The following is a 19,606-nucleotide window of genomic DNA, read 5'->3' on the forward strand; positions in this document are numbered from 1 at the left end:
AGGGTAAATTCTTAATCTATTAGCGGCTCTATAAGTAATGAGAATGATGACACGATGAATAACACGGCAGAGTCTTTTTTTAGTAAACAGTTTCAGACACAAGTTAGTCGCGCCCTTTCCATAGTGCTCACAGTGGGTATTCTGGGTTCAGCTTGCAAACCTGATAGTGAAGAAATGGGCATAGCCGAGGGAAGCAATTTTTACTCTCAGCGCGAGATATTGATAGAACGATACTCTCAAACAGATAACGTGTTCGAAGCGCTAGCAGCTCAGGTTGACCCATCAGATCCTGAAAGCGTTGATTACTGGCGCTGGCGCATAGACCAATATATGTATGGTCAATACCCTGACTACCAACCTATCTATGACGATTACAGAGAAGGTAAAGCTTTCGAAGATATTTACTCAATACCAGAAGAAGGGCTGGGCTCTAAGCTTACTGTGCTTAAAAAAGACAATGAGTTGCCCACTGGCTATTTCACTGATAACTTGCAGGGTAATCCCCACCGGGGTTGGCACTATGTTGATGGAGATACCGTATTCATTACATACCAAGGCCATCTTACCGACCCCTATGTTGCCGCCTATAACCTTGAATCGCATCAATGGCAAGGACCAATTAAAGCCGCTGACAGCACACTTTCAAAAGGCGAGAGGAAAATAGACAGTCACGGCCGTCCAACCATAGAAATGGATACGCAAGGGTATCTACACATAGTTTATGGCGGGCATGGCGGAGAGCGAGAGGATGGGCTTAATCCGCTTTCTATCGACACACCTCATGCTGGCGGCAGAATGTTGCATGTTGTATCTAGAAAACCCTATGACATTAGCGAGTTCGAATACGTAGATGATATAACGCCTTTTGCCTCATACACGAAAAGCTACAAAATGGGGAATGGCGATATCTACCTATTTACGCGGGCTGGAACCCATAAGTCCCCGTGGGTGTATTACAAAATGCCAGCAGGCTCAAAGCGATTTGAAGAGCCAGTCATCATTACTTGGCCAACACCGCAATCAGACGACCCTATTAACGTTGATACATTTTACATCAACCCTCTTAAAATCTCAGATACCGAGATAGCCATTAGCTTTCTCTGGCATGAATGTAACTTCTTAGAAGTCCACGATAAGGAAACCTATGCCCGTATCAACGCCTACTACATGCGTTTAGATACAACAAGCGGGCTATTCTATAACGCGCAAGGCGAGAACATTGAGCTTCCGGTCACAATTGACGTGGCGAACGACAAGATGCTGGCGTTCGATTCAACAAATAGAGAGGAAACACCTTTTGGTACTTCTCCCCTTTCACTTAGCAGTGGCGCGCCTGCTGTTGCCTATGAAGCTCGTACAAAAGACTATCGAGAGTGGCGAATGACCGCATTTAAAGAGGGTCAATGGGTACACAGCCTACCAATGCCTGATACCGCAAATCGCACACTTAAAAACCAAGAGGGTGCCCTGGTATCCTCTGTCACAGATTTGGTTCAACTGGCACAACGGAATAATAGTTTTGAGGCAGTGGTCACTTATCGTGATGAAAATAACACCATGAATTTCGCTTCAGTTACCAGTACAGACGGGACTAACTGGACTATTCAACAGGTGCATCTCTCGCTTGAAAACACGCGTATGCAAATGGACCCGATTAAAGACGAAAAGGGCAACCATCACGGTGTCATTTTGAATTTAAGAAAGGGCGCATCTCAGCGGCTCTATCTATGGCACGATGGCAAATTTCAAGCTCCAAGTGCCGGTGAAAGTAATATGGATATTACCTATGAATCTTTTGAAAATCAGGGTTGGAATGCAGCATCCCCACGAGGCTTTGCTCCTGGGTTAAAAAAGGCAGCACCGCAAAATTTCATGTTTAATCAGCTACAAAGCGAACGTGCCTTTTCTGTTGAGGAAGGCATAGTCAGAAGCGGGAAATATGCCGCTAAACTGTTTTGGGACCATAATAATCCTGCGGCTTTCAATGGAGACGACACAAAGATTGACAATGTTGACCGCAAGGCGATGTTTCACGGGTTTAAAACACAGAAAGTAGCGGGCGCAGAGGCATGGTATGGCTTTAGTGTTTTTTTTCCTAGCGAAGGAACGCGTGACGAACCTAATCCATGGCTATTTTTTCAAATACACGGAAGCGCAGATAAGCGTCTGAAGGAACACTCTAGAAATCCACCATTCAGTTTAACGCTAACCCCAGACGGTCTGCGAGGCGCATGGAAATGGGACCCACATGAACTAAGTCCAACTCGAAATGGCCACGGCACAGAGCATTTCGAAGTACCCGGATTAAAATCGGACTATTTAGATCGGTGGGTAGATTTCGTCTTACATGTAAAAGTGGATTATTCAGACAATAAAAACGGTTTTATAGAACTTTGGGTTGATGAAGAAAAGGTACTAGATAAACACAATATTCAATTTGGATATAACGACGACAAAGGAATTTATCCATCGTGGGGCATGTATTTCAACGGCGATCTTAGTGGTATGCAAAATGACCACTACCTGTATTTAGATGAAATACGAATGACTGACTCAGGTGAAGCATCGTACAACGATGTTGCACCCAGATAGCCCAAAAAATAACGTACAAGAACATATTAGATTTCTGCAAGGATTACTCAAGATGTTGCCAATATCACGCCCCACAAAAATGTATAGTTACCTTGTGTTCGCGCTACTTATGTTAGCCGCACTGATGGCCGCCAGCGCTCGTGCTGAAAGTGCGACTAGGCAATATATAAATTTCAATGACGGCTGGAAGTTCACTTTGGGCGACAATGATATTTATAAGAAAACAACGTTCAATGACAGCGGGTGGACTACCGTGGAGGTACCGCACGACTACATCTACGAAGAAGGTGTTAGTGAAGCCGGTTCCCAAGGCCAGTCTGGCGGATATCATGGTGGGGGCACGGCGTGGTACAGAAAGCATTTTGCCTTTGACGATGCATGGAAAGATAAGCAGGTTTGGCTTCAATTTGAAGGCGTTTATATGAACAGCGAGGTGTGGATAAACGGCCATTTTTTAGGTAAACGTCCATACGGCTACATCAGTTTTCAGTATGAATTAAGTAAATATCTGAAAAAAGAAAACAATGTTATAAGCGTCCGCGTTGATAATGAACTGCAGCCTTCCACGCGTTGGTATCACCCAGGGGGTATTTTCGCCCCAGTAAAGCTTGCCATATTGAATTCTACTCACATAAAACACAACTCTCTATTTATCCGCACACCAAAAGTGGGCGAACAGACAAAGGTTGAGGCCCGCTTCCAGTTAAATACGCGTCCTGGCGACAGTGACAATTACGCGATTCAGTATCGAGTTTACGATCAAGAAGGTAAACAGCTTTTATCTCAGAAGACGCCTCTTGAGATAACGGGAGAAAACGCCTCTTATTCGTTTGCTTTTGATTTAGAAAACGCACAGATGTGGATGCCCCATAACGCATATTTATACGATTTAGACTTAAAGCTGGTTAAAGACAACATTGAGATTGATCGAAAGAGCGTGAAATTTGGCGTTCGTGATATCGCATGGAAAACAGATACCGGCTTTTGGATAAACGGCAAAAATGTAAAGATTCAGGGCGTAGCCGAACATTATGAGGGTGGCCCTGTTGGAGGCGCGTGGACAAAACCGCTTCTACGATGGAAACTAAACCTTCTAAAAGAAATGGGCGTTAACGCCATTCGTACCGGGCATAACCCCTATCCCACCATGTTTTATGAGCTTTGTGATGAACTAGGCATAATGGTGATGGATGAAGTATTTGACGGATGGAAACAAAAAGCACGTCACGACTACGGCCGATATCATTTCGATGAGTGGTGGGAGAAAGACTTAACCGAGTGGGTTACACGCAATAGAAATCACCCTTCAATCATTATTTATAGTGTAGGTAATGAGACTCACGGTGAAATTGTCACTGAGCTTGCTGCTGCTGTGAAAAAGCATGACCCAACTCGACTTGTTACCTCTGGCTCTACCAATAAAGAAGGATTAGATGTAATAGGCATTAACGGAGGGTCTGAGAGCAAAAGTTTCTTCGAACGACGGTTTGACCGCCCTTTCGTATCAACGGAAGCCCCTCACACGTGGCAAACTCGTGGATACTATCGTACTCAAACATGGTGGAGAGACGGCCCTAAGGGAGACACGTTCGAGTTACCTAATATCACAGAGAAGGAAATTTTCTTTTACGATTGGAAGGATCCCAAAGACTGGTCGAATCAAAAACAGCACCTTAACTCATCTTACGATAACGCAACAGTTCGGATTAATGCGCGTAAAAACTGGGAGCTTGCACGTGACTTGCCTCACCACGCGGGGCACTTTCGTTGGACCGGATTCGACTACCATGGAGAAGCTGGGTTAGCCCACGGAGGTTGGCCTTACATTGCTTTTATGGGTGGCGCGCTGGATTTGGCAGGCTTTAAGAAAGACCTTTTCCACTTTTATCGAAGCCAATGGCTAGATGAACCTTCACTTCATATTCTCCCTAGTTGGACACATCCAACGATGAAGGAAGGTACGTTGGTGCCAGTATGGGTTTATTCTAATCTCGATGAAGTCGAGCTATTTCTAAATGGTAAATCCCTTGGCCGTGATAAACCGGGAAAACAAGCCGATGAGATGCAAGCAGAATGGTTCGTACCCTGGACGCCGGGTTCAATACGCGCAGTGGGTTATAAGAACGGTAAAAAGGTCTTAGAGAAAGAAATTAAAACCGCTGGCTCACCTGTTGGACTGAGACACAGCATCGACACTTATACCGCTGAGGACGGATTCAATACTGCGAAAGTAATCACTACTGAAACCGTAGATAAGGATAACAACTTTTACCCCTATGGGAGTCATAAGACCTATTATCACTTTAGTGGAGGATTAAAAGTAAAAGCACTTGAAAACGGCTCTCCTTATGAACACACCAATCGTGTTAAATCTAATTACAGACATTTATTTATGGGAAAAAACCGCGCGTTTGTTGAAGTTGCTTATCCTGATGCTCGCGAATTTGTCACTATAGCTGCTATCGTGGGTGACGAAGCGTTAAGGCTCTCGAACAAGGTGGCTATTGATGTCCAAACCATTGCTATCACTGAAATTTCAAATATCGCGTCTCAACAAATTCAAGTTCGCTATAGCGTGAACACCCCCAATGAAGAAGAAATGAAACCTTATCTGACCCCTTTCGCAGTTAACGATGGTGACACAGTATACGCGAATGTGGTTATCAATGGCCGACTTGCCTTTCAAATGAAGCAACAATTCGGACAGGGTGTGGGCCTTTTCTGGGGCGATGAAAACTCAGCCGATATGTGGGTAGGTCGCGGCTTATCATTACAGGGCGAAGACGCAGAATATGGCCAAGGCGCCGCTGCAGTGCGCGGCGCTCATGGAGTCCACGGAGGGGCTTATGGAACATTTAACGACGAAGAAGGCACAATGTATTGGTATCACGAGAACGACGGTGCTGAGGGCGTATACACCGCTGTTTTCCGTTACACGCACAACGACGAGAGCTCAAAACGGCCTATTGCTATCTATGTAAATGATAAGAAAGCGGCCATGGTTGAATTTGAACCTACCGGGAGTTGGGACAGTAAGTGGGACGAACAAGCCGTAAGCTTTACGCTAGTAAAAGGTGCCAACCATATAGAATTTAGGACCGTCGGTGAAAGCGGCCCCAACATCGACCAATTTACACTTGAGTAAACGTGTTCCAATACAATCACAAACTGTTCTGGTGGTCTATAGCCTTCAACAAGGGATACAATATTTATCACCACCTATGTTTTAGTGGAGAAATAATGCGTAGGACTTCACTAACTTAACGAGCAGCGTATTCGCTAACCCACAGCAGTCATAATTTTGAATGCAATAAATATATAAGTAAAAAAGTGAGTGACCACAATGCAGTTTAGATATTCATTATTAGCTTTTATTTTCTTTTCAATAACTGTTTGGGTTATCAGCGCTGAGCCATCGAACGCTGCCAATAATAAAAAATATGGCAAACCTAATATCATTATGATCGTGGTGGACGATCTTGGCTGGTCTGACGTAGGATACAACCAAACCTCAAGTTACTTTGAAACCCCGAATGTCGACGTGTTAGCGCAGCAAGGTTTGGTTTTTGACCAAGCCTATGCTGGCGCCGCTAACTGTGCGCCGAGTCGTGCTGTATTAATGTCAGGTCAGTATGGGCCACGTCACGGTGTGTATACCGTCTCCCCATCTACCCGCGGCGATGCAAAAACACGTAAGTTAATTCCAATAATAAACAAACGTGGTATAAGCACTGATGTTATTACAATTGCAGAATCACTAAAAACTGTTGGCTACACAACGGGTTCTTTTGGCAAGTGGCACTTAGGCCCCGACCCTGATGAACAAGGTTTTGATGTTAATGTTGCTGGTAGTCACCAAGGTATGACCTTCAATTATTTTAGTCCTTATGACTTACCTAACATTAAAGATGGCCCCAAAGGCGAGTATTTGACCGAGCGTCTAACAAACGAAGTGATTGAATGGGTTAAATCAAGCAAAGACCAGCCATTTTTTGCCTATGTTCCCTATTATACTGTCCACACTCCCTATCAAGCCGTTATTGATAAGATAGACAAGTATCGTAAAAAGGGAATTAATGACGCAAAACAAGCGACTTACGCTGCTATGGTTGAGCATATGGATGAAAATGTCGGCCGAATTGTTAACACGTTATTATCTGAAGGTTTAGCCGATAACACCTTGGTTATTTTCACATCTGACAACGGTGGTTATCGTATGTCGTCTTTTCCTTCGCCGCTTCGTGGCGGTAAAGGTTCTTATTATGACGGTGGTATACGCGTACCACTTATAGTGAGTTGGCCAGGAAAAATCAAACCAGGCCTTGATCATACACCTGTAATTAATGCCGACTTTTATCCCACTTTGGTTAACTTAGCGAACGCCAGTTTACCAAATCAAGTCTTGGACGGTGTTGATTTAAGTGGATACTTATTAGGCAAAGGTAACATTGCAGAACGCGATTTGTTTTGGCACTTCCCAGTGTATCTTCAAGCACACCATGCATCTACTGACCAAGGTCAAGACCCGTTATTTAGAACACGTCCAGGGAGTGCTATAAGAAGTGGCGACTGGAAGCTAATCCAATACTTCGAAAACAACGAGTTTGAACTGTATAATTTGGAAAATGATTTAGCAGAGAAGAATAATTTAGTGAACAGGAATCCGCAGAAGCTTGCAGAATTAAAAGCAAAACTCAAAGCATGGCAAAAGAAAACGGATGCAGAGATTCCTACCGAACTCAACCCTGAATATGATCCTGTACTAAATCAGCAGCTAATTAATAAAGTGTTGGTTAACTAGCAGTCTGATTTATCAGCGGTCACCAAAACATTGTTTCGATGAACGAGTGGATACTCTCATGGAATAGATTCTCGTGAATATTGAAAAGGCCCTCTCTACTCAGAAGGGCCTAACCGATCGTCACTCATCTTACTTCGATTAAAAGTCTGTTACCGTGATATTGCCTTGTAGCATTTTAGCCAATAATGCCTGCCACTCTGACGTATCCCAATTGCTCCGCATTCCCATCGAAATCGCTTTTTCTAACAACTCAACAGACTTTTTAAAGTCGCGCTCTGTACGAAGTCTGTAAGAAATAGAAAGCAAGTAGTGGTATTCTGGATTTAGATTTTGCGAACTAGAGATAGCGTCTAAATGCGCTATTGCGCCAGAAACATCCACTAGCGATTTATCATTAGCGGTAAGTTTTATTTTAGCAACATGCAGGCTGGCTGCCTCATCACCTTTCTCTGCTGCAGACTCAAACCAAAACAGTGCTTTTTTCTCATCGTGAATTATCCAAGGGCTTGTGAGAAGTAGTTTGCCTAAACGATATTCAGCCCTAGAAAGACCATACTTACTCGCCTGAGTTATCCATTCTATTCCTTTAGGTATATCTTTTTGCTGCATATATAACTGTAAGCCGTACTCATACATAGCGCCCGGATGCCCTTTTTCAGCAAGATCTTTGAGCAAATTTTCTGCCTCATTATCCTCACTCTCCATCCAAGGGAAAATGACCATCGCTATTGCGAATTGGTAAAGTGATTCAAGCGTCGGATTGTTCTTAGCTTCTCGCAGAACGCGACGGGTTTCTTTATAAAGGAGGGGTAAATTGTCATTCAAATAAAATTGGTCATCTATTGCTGCGCCCATGGAAGCACGATGGATAAATTCGGTCGGCTTTTGACCTAACTCAGGCTGTTTAAGCGGAAACAACTTGTATGCATCAAGAAAGCGTTTAGTGTTTCCGGATTTTTGGATTACACGAACGTATCTCACAGAACCGTCGCTTGCTACATCATTTTCTACTACCAAAAAGCCCGGATTGTTAACCACTATCGCAACATCGAGTACTTCCCCACCATCCAAATCGTCAAAACCACTATCGAAATTCTGAAGCTCATTATCAAAGTTTTGAAACTCACTCAACTCTTCAAAATACACTCTTTGTTCTAGACTGCTTTCGCCGCTAAACGTTACTTTTTTATCAATAGTATGCTGGTTAATTTCAGGTAAAAATTGCTTTTGAAAACTAGTGAGAGCGGCTCTTTCCTCATCTATTGTCCTCATAAGAAGTGAAAGTTCCGCTTCGTCTAAAGACGATTTCATCTTTTCTAAAATAAGCTGCGCATTGTGATACCCCTTTTCTGCAGCCAGAGAAAAGTAAATCATGGATGAAACCGCACTTGGCTCTACACCTAGTCCTTTCGAGTACATCGCGCCAAGTTGATACTGCGCATGCGCGTTACCTAATTTAGCGCCTTCTTCATAAAGTGAGAATGCTTGCGTATGGTTCCCTTTTTTAAACTCTGTATTGGCTTTTAGGACATTTACTCCATGACTACTGTGAGATACCAATGCAACTAGTACTACCGCAAAACATTTCTTGAGGCGCATAAAAATGCTTCCTTTCTAAAGTGAATGACCTGGTTGATCAATCTGGTAATTAATAGGGCGCATACGTCATTACATCTGCCGCGGATAGTTTTTCGAGTTCAGAAACAATTTTTAGCAAATATTGCCACTCATTCATTTTTTACTCACTCTGATAACGTAGTGTCCAGCCGAAAATTGGGGGTTTTTATTGATTTGTATATCATTCCCTGAATCAACGTTAAGTGCTGCACCATTAACGGTTAGTAGTCCCTTCAATTTCTTAATTTTATTCGTTGTTTCAACACTATTTTTAACGTAGACAAACGACGGTACTTCAATTGTAGCAGTGACATTCGGCGGTATTGTTATTTCCATGCGTAATTCACCTTGGTTCAAAAACCAATAGGATTTGATTTCGCCATGAGGTGATTGATATGTCGCGCCAGCGTGTGACAAATGAGTCGTTACAATAGGGGAAATACGAACTTCTTTATAACCAGCGCTTAAGGGAGTTATACCTGCCAACCGGTCGTACATCCATTGCCCAATAGCGCCATAAGCGTAGTGATTTAACGAGCCCGCCTTTTTCACATAGCCTTTGTCATGCGTATACCCATCCCATCGTTCCCACATTGTGGTAGCCCCCTGAGACACGGGGAAAAGCCACGATGGATAGGACTCTTTGAACAAGAGTTCTAATGCAAAATCTTGTCGGCCAATTTTTTCTAGCACGGGCGCTATTAGAGGTGTTCCTAAGAAGCCCGTTCTTAGGTGCCCGCCGGCAATTTCAAATTGCTTCATGAGGTTAGCTTCGGCAGCTTGCAAAATTTCATCAGAAACTAAGTCAAAGCCTATGGCTAGCAAATAGGAGGTTTGTGTGGGTTGACCTTGTTTGATATTGCCTTGTTGATCGAAGAAGGCTGCTTGAAAGTTCGCTTTAACTTCTTCAAATAAAGAAGCGTAATGCTTTGCGTCATCTGTTCTCTGCAACACCTTAGCTGTGCGAGCAACTATATCGAGGGAGCGGGCATAAAAAGCTGTCGAGATAAGCCCATGATCAGTTTCGCCACGACGCGAATCCTCGCGCGTTGAATAGGGTTGTAACCAGTCCCCCACTGTCCACATTTTGCTTACGCCATTCTCAAGTTGGCTTTGATGATAAAGAATCCAACGTTTCATCATCGTGTAGTTTTCTTTGAGAACGCGTTCGTCTCCCGTACGCCAGTATACGTCCCATGGGATGGTCACTGCGGCGTCTGACCAACCCGCCTGCACAATCTCGCCTACTTCGTTAGGTACCACGACAGGAATACCATGGTTATCAAACTGCTCTTCTCTTATCGACTGTAACCAAGCGCTCCAAAATGCGTGACTATCGGCAATAAATAGTGATGTGGGCGCAAAAGCAAGCGCGTCACCAGTCCACCCCAATCTTTCAGAACGTTGTGGACAATCGGTGGGAATATCCAAAAAGTTACCTTTAAGACCCCATTCTATGTTCGACTGTAGCTGGTTCAATTCGGGATCTGACGAGGTGAAATGACCGGTTAATTCAAAATCTGTGTACTGAACGATACCTTCTATCCAATCAAGTTGGGGCGCTTCTTTTTCATCGAAGCCACTCACTTCAACATATCGGAAACCATGAAATGTGAATTGAGGTCGCCAGTCAACAACACCGCTTTTAGCCGCAACATACGTATCTTCCTGTGCAGCGCTTCCGAGGTTTTTGGTGTATAGGCTACCGTCACTGTTAATACCCTCAGCGAATCGTATTTTGAGCTTCTCCCCTTCAATCATAGGCAGGTTGACGCGCGCGACGCCCACCATGTTCTGCCCCAAATCAAATATAATCTTGCCATCAACTTTATGCAGGGAAACGGGGGCCAACACTTGTTTATTCTTAGAGGTAAAATGACGCTTGGGCTCCAGCAGAACATCGCTATCTATGTTTGAAGATTGTACTGAACGCCATTTTTCAGGAGCGTTTTCTGTTTCATATTGAGGCTCATGCCAATTAGCGTTGTTGTTTTTAAGCGAAAAGTTAGCATCAAACATTTCACCATCGTACAAACTAGAACGCCTTAACGGGCCTTGCTGAGTCGCTTGCCAATTCTTATCCGTCACTACAATTTTGCGCGTACCGTCTGTATATTCAATCTCTAACTGGGCTAACGCTTTTGGGGTGATGTTCCGTTTTTTGTGCCAGTGACGTTTTGGGCCAAAGCGCCCTGCGTACCACCCTTCAGCGAGGGTAATACCAATAGCGTTTTCACCAGAGACAAGCAGTTTGCTTACGTCGTAAGTAAGGGTTTCGATACGCTTGTGATAAGGGGTATAGCCAGGTGTCAGTACATCGCTTCCAACACGGTTGCCGTTGATAAATGATTCGAATAGCCCTTTTGCAGTAATATACAAGCGTGCCGATTTAATACTCTTATCTGCTGTAAACGTCGTTCGCAAATATTGAGGAATATGGATAGGCGTATCAAATTTATCTAGCTCAAGCGGTGTGGGTTGCTCTATCTCAATCCATTCTGCGCTCCAGTCGCTACTAGATAACAACCCGAGTTCAAAAGAAGCTAATGCACTCCAATTAGAGTCGAAACCACGCTCATTCCAATATTTAACCTGCCAGAAAACTCGTTGCCGGGATTTTAACTCATTGCCCTCGTAATGGACGAAATTAGTTGTATCACTATTAATGACGCCGCTGTCCCACAAATCTGGGTTGCCAGGCAAAAGGTCTGGCGATGAGGCAACGACTATCCGATATTGCGATTGCGCTTTTACAGAAGCATCAACGGGGAGTTTCCATGAAAATGAAGGCTGAGCATCATAGAAACCAACTGGCTCTACAAAGCCTTCACTGATCGTCAGTTGCTCAGGTTGCGCTAGTGTTTGAACGTATTTTTCTTTATTAGCACAAGAAAACAATAGCACAGTTGACAAACATACAAATGAATAAGTTCGCCAGTCACGCAGCAAAGATGTTGAATTCTTAAATAGTGGAAGTTTAAACATAGGGTTAATTCTCAATCGAACATTTTTTACCGCTGTAGCTTTCGTTATTTAACATTAGTTTCGGCTCCAGAGTGACGGCTTATATGATCTGTAAAATGTAGTTTGTTATGAAGACAGAGCCGACACTTGAACGTTTTTATACAAGGCGCTTCGCGTGAACATATGACGTAGCCCTATACGCCCCTTCTTAATATTGGGGTGGCTAGCCGTCGACCACTTATAAAGTTGAGTTTGCTCTTCGTTAGACACTTTCATCCATAGTGTGTCGTCGCGTTTGATAACCGTTATTTGGTGCGGAACTCCAGTCTCAAAGAAGCCCGTGTTGGTGAAATCCCCCTTCAGTGCAGTGCCCATTAGGCGTTTGTTGGCAAGTGGAAGATACCTGCGGGCTCGAATGTAGTCGTCAGGCGCATCTTCTTCACCTAAACCAAATGCTGCATAACTAATATGATAAGTGTCCATATTGTCAAAATAGTGGCGCATGTAGGGTTCGTTGCGGTATTCAGCCCACTCCATAATGTCTGTGGGAAACTCTGGTGTACCTTCCCCAGATGCGAGCAAATACAATATAGTCACGTATAATTCGGCACTGTCGGTGCGGGTGTATTCGAAACTGACTTTTACATCACCTTCAAATGTACGCTTGGTCCATAACACCATGTGGTGCGCATGATTATCTGCCTCAGGCCCAGCCTTGACATGCATACCCTCGGGCGAATTTTCAACGGTTCCAATTAAGCCGTCTTTTATCCAATTTTCTCGCCAGTTTTCCGTTCCTGAATCGAAAAATACCTGTTGCCAATTAAGGCTCCGTAACTCTTCAAACTCTGAACTATCAGAAACAGAGTTATTTAATCCAGCGTCAGGAAAGTACGCAACAGTATCTGCATCGGCCGCGTGATTTTGAGAAGGGTAACTATGCCTATCGCTTACACATCCAGATAAAGCAACAACAATCACTGTAAGCGAAAAAGCACATTTTGAAAGCTTCAACATCGTAGAATCTCTTGCAAAAATACGTTATTTTTGATTGTTAACGTAACATTTATGCAACAATTTGACATATTTTGATTACTATTGAAAGGGAAATATGAGGGCAGACAGTCGAGCAGTGCTTTCTTATATTCTCGCTCTAGCTACGAGAAGTAAATTTGGCTTTTACGCACAACTAAATAACACGCAACCGCAGGGGTAAGAGGGATGGCACCCTCTCACCTAACTTTTGCAACGTAGTCATAAGCATAGCGCTTAGGTTATATTTGAACACCTAAATCAATGACTTGTAAATAAAGCGGCAGCGCATTTCCAGCGCCTTTTTCCATTAAATAGTAGTACGCTTTGCCGTTTTCAATATGAATGGTTCCATGATCAAACTTAGCGCCAGATGTTTGCTGATAAACTACTTCAAAATCGTTGGTACCACCTTTCGCTTTTTCAATAAACGGGTAACCGTTTTTGAGTCCAATTATGAAAATACTATCACCTGACGTATAGATAGAATCGGCCCCAGTGAAGTCAGTTGTAATAGTAAAGTCTTCTGCGTTGGCGGTTTTAAAGGCGTGTATCGACACTTCCTTGTAGTCACTTCGCTTAGTATCGGTAGAACGAACGTGAGTTATAAAGTGAATATCGTCATTCTCTGTAACCGTCCAGTCAAAGCCCGTTACAATGTGTACAGAGTTTGGCTCTTTATGACCGATGTAATCGCCAGGCTCAAAGATTTTTATTTCATCAGAATTAACCAAGGGCCAAGTCATGTCCTCGCCATCTACATTTTTCCATTCACCTAAGCCATCAGGATGATCAGAATACGCATAATAAACGCCATTTTGATACTTATAGCGATCATTGTTGTTGGCACTGCGTTGCTGAAAGCCTACGCGTAACTTACCGTTTATATACTTCATCTGGCCATATAAGCCCCAGTTATAAGCATTGCCATGCGTTTCTTGGTCTTTATGATTGAAAGGTGTAAAACGAGTCCACTCTTGTTTTTCGGCGTCGTACTTATTGAAATAATAAGCACCATTGTTATTGCCGCCCCAACGCATGTAATGCAGAAGTTCGCCATCTTCACTTGTGTAGAACTTGGGGTATGTCAGCGCAGAAAAATTTTCTTTGTCTGCCAAGTTACCGGTCATGGTCAAATGTTTGTAGTCATCGGCACCCTGACTCACTTCACTGGTATCTTTTACGAACTGTTCTAATGTAAATTCGTCATCCGGTACATCTGCTGCACCGACCACTGAATAAGAGTAGCGGAAAAAGTCGTTAACAAACCGTCCCTTGAACCTGCCATTTGCATCGTCGTCGACATAGGCATGCATGTCGTAAACCATATGAATGGTGCCATTTAACGGGCTCACGGCTAAACCGATGGTGTTATGAGACTCTCCTACCAATGGATCGCCACGAAAACCTGTGTGTCGATGAGGAAACTGGATGGTCTTAACAACGCCAGTTTTGGTGTTAAACCTTGAAAGCATAACATTGCGTTCTTCCTTGCCGCCTTTGTACCAGGTCATAAAAACGTAATGCTTGTAAGGTTTTACGGCATCACCATGAGCCGAGATATTTCTTCCAAAGAAATAATCGTACTCGCGCCCTGACGAAGGGTTTTCAAAGGTTTTATGATTGAGCTTCTTGCCATCAAAATGGAGCGCGCCATCCGTTATTTTTGTCTGGCTCTCGAGAAATACCCCACTCTCTTTGTACATACCAGAAGATACATCCACAGTGTCGCTCGAGGTGCAGGCTGTTAACATTGAAAGCGCAACTACAGCTTTTACATAAGCGCTAATTTGCTGCGTTGAGCTGCGTATTTTTAGTTTTAATTTCATCGGAATTACTCGCTATACACTTACAAGCAGTGTACATTTAATTAAAACCATTTTCACTCATTAACGACCAAATTCAGTCAACAGAAAACAATAAATGTAATATAGGAAAGACTGAAGGTTATCCATATAACGCAAAACCGTTAAGCTTATTACGCTCACAAGCTTTTGAAGAGAGGGCCGAAATTTGCTAGTACATCACGCAAAAAACTTTAAAAAATTAGGTATTTTTGTAAAGAACAACCTTGCTCCTCTACTTCTTATTAGTTCTATATCTTTCAGTATTAATATCTACGCTTCTGTAAAGTTAGATACTGAATTACTTGTCACTGACAACGCACTCTTTTTCAATGGGAATAAGGTCAAAGGCTCTTACACAGAAAATAACTCAGATGGTTACGATTATATCTTCGGCAATGCATTATCGCCTCACGGTGACTGTATTAAGGTGTACAAACACTTTGTGTTTATGACGTGGTATCAAGGCGGCAAAAACAATCGGCATGTAATGCTTTCACGCCTCAATACGAAAACTGGTGTGCTTAAAACTATTCAGTTTCCCCACCAGCACACAGGATTTAGAGGCAAATGGTGGTTGGGCGAAACACATAACACGATTGCAGTGGGGATAAGCCCCGTAAACGACACCATTCACTTGTTATACGATATGCATCGCAATGGTAGAGTGGAAGCCTTTTCTCAAGATTATCTGCGATACTCTTATTCCCTTGAGGGCGCAGCCTCAGTGCCAGACGACAAGTTTACTTTGAAACAATTCGTCAACTCACCCGCTGGCCACTATAAGCATTTAGCCTTCGATGGCATTGACGACATCGATACAACAAAACTTCTTACCTACCCTGCTTTTTTCACAGGAAAGGATGGAGATTTGTTTATGAAAATGCGTTACGGGTTTTCAGCAAATGGAAAAATGCTTTTCGCGCGTTATGACGGTAAAAAATGGCATGGATATTATGATTTCAACCAGGTTTTAGCCTCAGAGCATGGTAGCGAATACAACTGGGGTTTGTATGGTGACTTCAAGTTCACCGGCGGTAAATTTCGTATAGCGTTTCAGCGCCGGTCAAAAAACACCTCAGACAAATACCTATATCAAAACGGTATTTACTACGCGTATTCCGAAGACCCCCATGGCGTCTCGGACTGGAAAAATGCATACGCTGAACCGATTAAAATTCCCTTAGCTATTTCTGAAAAAATCCAAATCGAAGAGCCTGGAAATTGGGCGAAAACAAAGAAAAAGAACCAGGTTTCCATTGTTCACGGGTTTGACTTCACAGTAACAAACAGTGGCGATGAGCACTTCATAAGTAAAGTAGAAGACCTTGAGTTTAACGAAGAGATAAATCTGCATACATTTCGTAAATCTGGGCAAAAAAGCTTTACCACTGTTCGGGTTCCCTTTGGTGGTCAACTGTTTAGTAATGGGGACGATGTCTATCTTACTGGATTGGAAAATGGGCATGTTGTGATCGCAAAGGCTGAGGACAACTCAGAAACTTTCACTACTATTTACGAACACAAGCAAGGCCCGACATTTGATAAAGCCGTGGTCTTTTTTAAAGATAATAAGGCCTACTACTACCTGAAAGACGCGGAAGGCTCAGACGACACGCGTAGTTTGTATCTACAAGTGTTTTCATTGAAATAGCGGTGGGTTAGCTCATTTCAAAGTTCGCCCAGCAGATGTGTGAATACTATAGAAACAGATCTTTTGAGACGAGAAGTAAATTTTTTACGGATAGCACCACATAGATGGAGAACAATCTGTTCATTTGTGCTCTGCCATCGTGCAACTAATAGAAACAACAAGAGGTTTTTATGATGAAACAATCCCTTTTGAGAACACTGCTATTTACTTTGCTGCTTCCACTGTTTGCAAATAATGTAGTACTTGCACAAGACATTAAACATGGCCTGCGCGATGAAGCAGGCCGACACATGATCCCGCGCGGCTTTGTAGTAAACACTAACGATGCGGGTGGAGAAGTTAACTTCTCACAAGAAGATTATGTGCGCATGGTACGAATGGGCGCCAATGTACAGGTGGTAAGATTAGAATTAGGTAAATTAAGCACTTTCGGTAATTCAACGTTTCAACCTGAATACTTAGCGCGTTTAAAACGTGCTGTTCGCCTTGGCAGAGAAGCGGGTATTAAAACCGTGTTTAAGTTAACGGTCTATGGCGCCAAAGGTTTTTCATGGCCAGACCTATACTTCAATCAAAATAAAGCGCAAGAAAAGTACATTAACGCATGGCGACATATTTGGGATGCATTTAAAGACAATGATGCAGTTATCGGCTATGACTTGGTAAACGAGCCGAGAAAAAAAGAACTTACACAGTCTTATGACGAGCTAACTAGCGATTATTTAATTCCGCTTTACGAAAAAATTATCGATGCCGCACTGCCCTACAGCGACGAAAAGTTGTTCTTGATTCAAACTATTTTTATGAACAAAGGTGAAGCAATAAACAAAAATCAGTACGCGGAAATTAAGAAAAGAGTAAACAGCAAAAACATTGTTTTTGCTCCACACATATACCAAGAGTATATCGACTACATCGCACCTACCATGGAACGGTTTGATAAAGAAGCAGACCTACTTCAAGCACCAATTTTGGTGGGGGAATGGGGATTTCCCACGTTACTTACCACCGATAAGTCTGTACAAGAACAACTCCACTACATCGAGTTTTATATTCGCACAGCGAAAATTTTTGACCAAATGGGTGTCGGTTCAATAAAAGCTTGGTTTTTAGGTAATCGTAGCTATCAGAATTTTTTGCCTGGAGGTGAATCGACCTGGGCGATTTTTTCGGATAAACAAGCCGACGGAACAGTTGAGCGAAAATATATCACCGATATAATTGCTCGCCCGTATCCGCAGTATATTGCCGGCGATATTAAAAACTTTATGTTTCATTTCGCCACCCGCACACTAGATCTCAATATCAAAACCGATAATAGTAAAGGGGCATCAAGAATATTCGTAGCAGCTGATCGCCACTACCCTGATGGATTCTCTATTCACGTCGGCGACGACATAATTCTAACACACAGTCCGATGAAAACAGGTTTTCGTGTGTATTCGTCTAAAGCCAATACGAAGCCCAGTGATTTTATCTGGGATGCAGACAGGCAGCAGCTGGTTGTGCTCGCCTGGCCCTCAAACGATGAGCTAGTTAATGTAAGAATAGAACCAGGGATTTACAGAGAACCAGATCCGGCTGCAAAGAATTAGACCTCGTAGCAAATACCTGATTATTACAGCCAAGGCGAGTAGGTTACAATTTAAGCTGCCATTAAGATTGATTGGGCTTACAAGGCTTTAAACAACAAAACAATCGAGTGGATAGTAACAATGAAATGCGACGGCCTAATAAACATCATCTAAAAGGTAAGCGATTTAAAAATTGAGTACCTCCTGTTCGACCGCTGCTATTTCTTCATTGCCTAACTAGTGGTGCAACATAAAGATTCAATATCATGCAGCGTGCAGATCGTTATAGATTTGTTAAATTTACGTTGCAAACTCGCTATTAATGATTTATTTTGACACGAATATGATTGATATTGATCGTTTTTAAGTGCGAATAATGATGGTTTTTCTGACGTCACGATAGCCTGTTGTTACTTTTTGATAATAGCTCGGCCATACCCGCTGCTTAAATTAACGCCCTACCAGTATCAAACTAATCGTCAATTAACGTAATTCAGATTTGATCTAGGTTTAGCAAAAAGAGATTAGCATAAATGAAAACACCAAAAATGTTCGGCTATACCACTGCCATATTTACAACGGCAATTTCCTTGTCCCTAACTACACCTGCAGCATTCGCTCAAGAGTCATTTAAAAGCTGGGATCCCAGATGGTCGGTTCTATCATCAGGTATCTCTCGTCCGCAAACCAACGAAGAGAGAAATGCCCTAAAGGAAGCCGTAGAAGACGGCACAATTGATACGCGCGGCACTCGTATTGACGTGAATAATTCAGACGTTGAGCGGACAAGTACTGGAACTCGCTCTCCAATGTCGAATAGCAAACTTCGCTGGCACAATCCTTTTAGTACTGGTTTTGACAACCCGACGAGTAGTCGTTGGTATCAAAAAGATGGAAATACACAGGTATTTCGTGTTTTTCCTGGCGACGAGAATTTGGCTACGTCTCGTGAGGGTGCAGGCCGTAGTGAAGCTTTCGCTCCAAACGACGGTATCCGATTTAACGATAATAAGACTATGACATTCTCTGCACGTTACCGGGTTCACGCCCACAATGGCAGTAAAGACGTCAAAATTTATCAGTCAAAGGCAACCGCAGAGGGGGGGTTTGATCCGGCGTGGGGAGTAGCGCTCTGGGTAGAGGCTGACGGTGACGTGGTGATCGTTAAACGCAGACAAAGAAAGTCAGACTGGGTTAAGATCGATACAGGCAAAAATGTTGGCGATAGCTTCAACTTCCGCGTGACCGATGATGGTCGCAACTACAAGGTGTTTATTGATAACGTTGAAATGGCCGACGACTCGTGGGATCGCGGTAACTTAAAGTCTGTATCACGTTGGGGCGCTTATGTTCAGGGTGGAGAAGACGGCGTACTTGACGGGCTCGTAAGTGACGCCCAAATCATATTCGTTAGTGGAGCAAGGGTGACCGTTAATTAACTCCGACCAGCTTACATTTCACCCTTGTTGTGTCATGCACCAAGGGTGCAATATGTAAACGTTAAGATTGGAATATTAACAACTTACTC

The 19,606-nt window shown here is 43.1% G+C and carries 10 protein-coding genes; 6 read left to right on the plus strand and 4 right to left on the minus strand.

Features of this window, described 5'->3' with window-relative positions; all coding sequences use genetic code 11:
* The first annotated feature begins 54 nt into the window (after positions 1 to 54).
* From GVO62_RS14760 to GVO62_RS14770, 3 genes are all read left to right on the plus strand, one after another.
* Positions 55 to 2,592, plus strand: a complete 2,538-nt coding sequence (locus GVO62_RS14760; protein ID WP_236547181.1) for a heparin lyase I family protein — start codon at positions 55 to 57, stop codon at positions 2,590 to 2,592.
* A 52-nt stretch (positions 2,593 to 2,644) separates the two neighbouring features.
* Entirely contained in the window at positions 2,645 to 5,737 is a 3,093-nt protein-coding gene (locus GVO62_RS14765) for a glycoside hydrolase family 2 TIM barrel-domain containing protein (protein ID WP_236547182.1), read from the plus strand.
* A 198-nt stretch (positions 5,738 to 5,935) separates the two neighbouring features.
* Positions 5,936 to 7,393, plus strand: a complete 1,458-nt coding sequence (locus GVO62_RS14770) for a sulfatase (protein ID WP_159119882.1) — start codon at positions 5,936 to 5,938, stop codon at positions 7,391 to 7,393.
* A gap of 138 nt (positions 7,394 to 7,531) precedes the next feature.
* Here the strand turns inward: GVO62_RS14770 and GVO62_RS14775 are convergent, their stop codons facing one another.
* The 4 genes from GVO62_RS14775 to GVO62_RS14790 form a co-directional block, all read right to left on the minus strand.
* Positions 7,532 to 8,992: a tetratricopeptide repeat protein gene (locus tag GVO62_RS14775; protein WP_159119883.1), complete on the minus strand. Its 1,461-nt coding sequence runs from the start codon at positions 8,990 to 8,992 to the stop codon at positions 7,532 to 7,534.
* A gap of 132 nt (positions 8,993 to 9,124) precedes the next feature.
* Entirely contained in the window at positions 9,125 to 11,995 is a 2,871-nt protein-coding gene (locus tag GVO62_RS14780) for an alpha-L-rhamnosidase (protein ID WP_159119884.1), read from the minus strand.
* Between the two features lie 105 nt (positions 11,996 to 12,100).
* Positions 12,101 to 12,991 (minus strand): DUF1961 family protein, encoded by an 891-nt coding sequence (locus tag GVO62_RS14785; RefSeq protein WP_159119885.1) that lies wholly within the window; start codon positions 12,989 to 12,991, stop codon positions 12,101 to 12,103.
* Between the two features lie 257 nt (positions 12,992 to 13,248).
* Positions 13,249 to 14,712, minus strand: a complete 1,464-nt coding sequence (locus tag GVO62_RS14790; protein WP_373996024.1) for a BNR-4 repeat-containing protein — start codon at positions 14,710 to 14,712, stop codon at positions 13,249 to 13,251.
* 307 nt (positions 14,713 to 15,019) lie between these two features.
* On the opposite strand from GVO62_RS14790, the gene GVO62_RS14795 reads away from it, so the two are divergent.
* From GVO62_RS14795 to GVO62_RS14805, 3 genes are all read left to right on the plus strand, one after another.
* Complete coding sequence (locus GVO62_RS14795; RefSeq protein ID WP_236547183.1) at positions 15,020 to 16,504, plus strand: BNR-4 repeat-containing protein; 1,485 nt, start codon at positions 15,020 to 15,022, stop codon at positions 16,502 to 16,504.
* A gap of 170 nt (positions 16,505 to 16,674) precedes the next feature.
* Complete coding sequence (locus GVO62_RS14800; protein WP_236547184.1) at positions 16,675 to 18,099, plus strand: cellulase family glycosylhydrolase; 1,425 nt, start codon at positions 16,675 to 16,677, stop codon at positions 18,097 to 18,099.
* A gap of 512 nt (positions 18,100 to 18,611) precedes the next feature.
* Positions 18,612 to 19,517: a hypothetical protein gene (locus GVO62_RS14805; RefSeq protein ID WP_159119886.1), complete on the plus strand. Its 906-nt coding sequence runs from the start codon at positions 18,612 to 18,614 to the stop codon at positions 19,515 to 19,517.
* Positions 19,518 to 19,606: the final 89 nt, after the last annotated feature.

This window comes from Alteromonas sp. KUL150, from assembly GCF_009811475.1.
Lineage (GTDB): Bacteria > Pseudomonadota > Gammaproteobacteria > Enterobacterales > Alteromonadaceae > Alteromonas > Alteromonas gracilis.

Bases quoted from the DNA above. Each gene is read 5' to 3' on its own strand.
- GVO62_RS14760 (WP_236547181.1), top strand. From the start codon at position 55: ATGAATAACACGGCAGAGTCTTTTTTTAGTAAACAGTTTCAGACACAA.
- GVO62_RS14765 (WP_236547182.1), top strand. From the start codon at position 2,645: ATGTTGCCAATATCACGCCCCACAAAAATGTATAGTTACCTTGTGTTC.
- GVO62_RS14770 (WP_159119882.1), top strand. From the start codon at position 5,936: ATGCAGTTTAGATATTCATTATTAGCTTTTATTTTCTTTTCAATAACT.
- GVO62_RS14775 (WP_159119883.1), bottom strand. From the start codon at position 8,992: ATGCGCCTCAAGAAATGTTTTGCGGTAGTACTAGTTGCATTGGTATCT.
- GVO62_RS14780 (WP_159119884.1), bottom strand. From the start codon at position 11,995: ATGTTTAAACTTCCACTATTTAAGAATTCAACATCTTTGCTGCGTGAC.
- GVO62_RS14785 (WP_159119885.1), bottom strand. From the start codon at position 12,991: ATGTTGAAGCTTTCAAAATGTGCTTTTTCGCTTACAGTGATTGTTGTT.
- GVO62_RS14790 (WP_373996024.1), bottom strand. From the start codon at position 14,712: ATGTACAAAGAGAGTGGGGTATTTCTCGAGAGCCAGACAAAAATAACG.
- GVO62_RS14800 (WP_236547184.1), top strand. From the start codon at position 16,675: ATGATGAAACAATCCCTTTTGAGAACACTGCTATTTACTTTGCTGCTT.
- GVO62_RS14805 (WP_159119886.1), top strand. From the start codon at position 18,612: ATGAAAACACCAAAAATGTTCGGCTATACCACTGCCATATTTACAACG.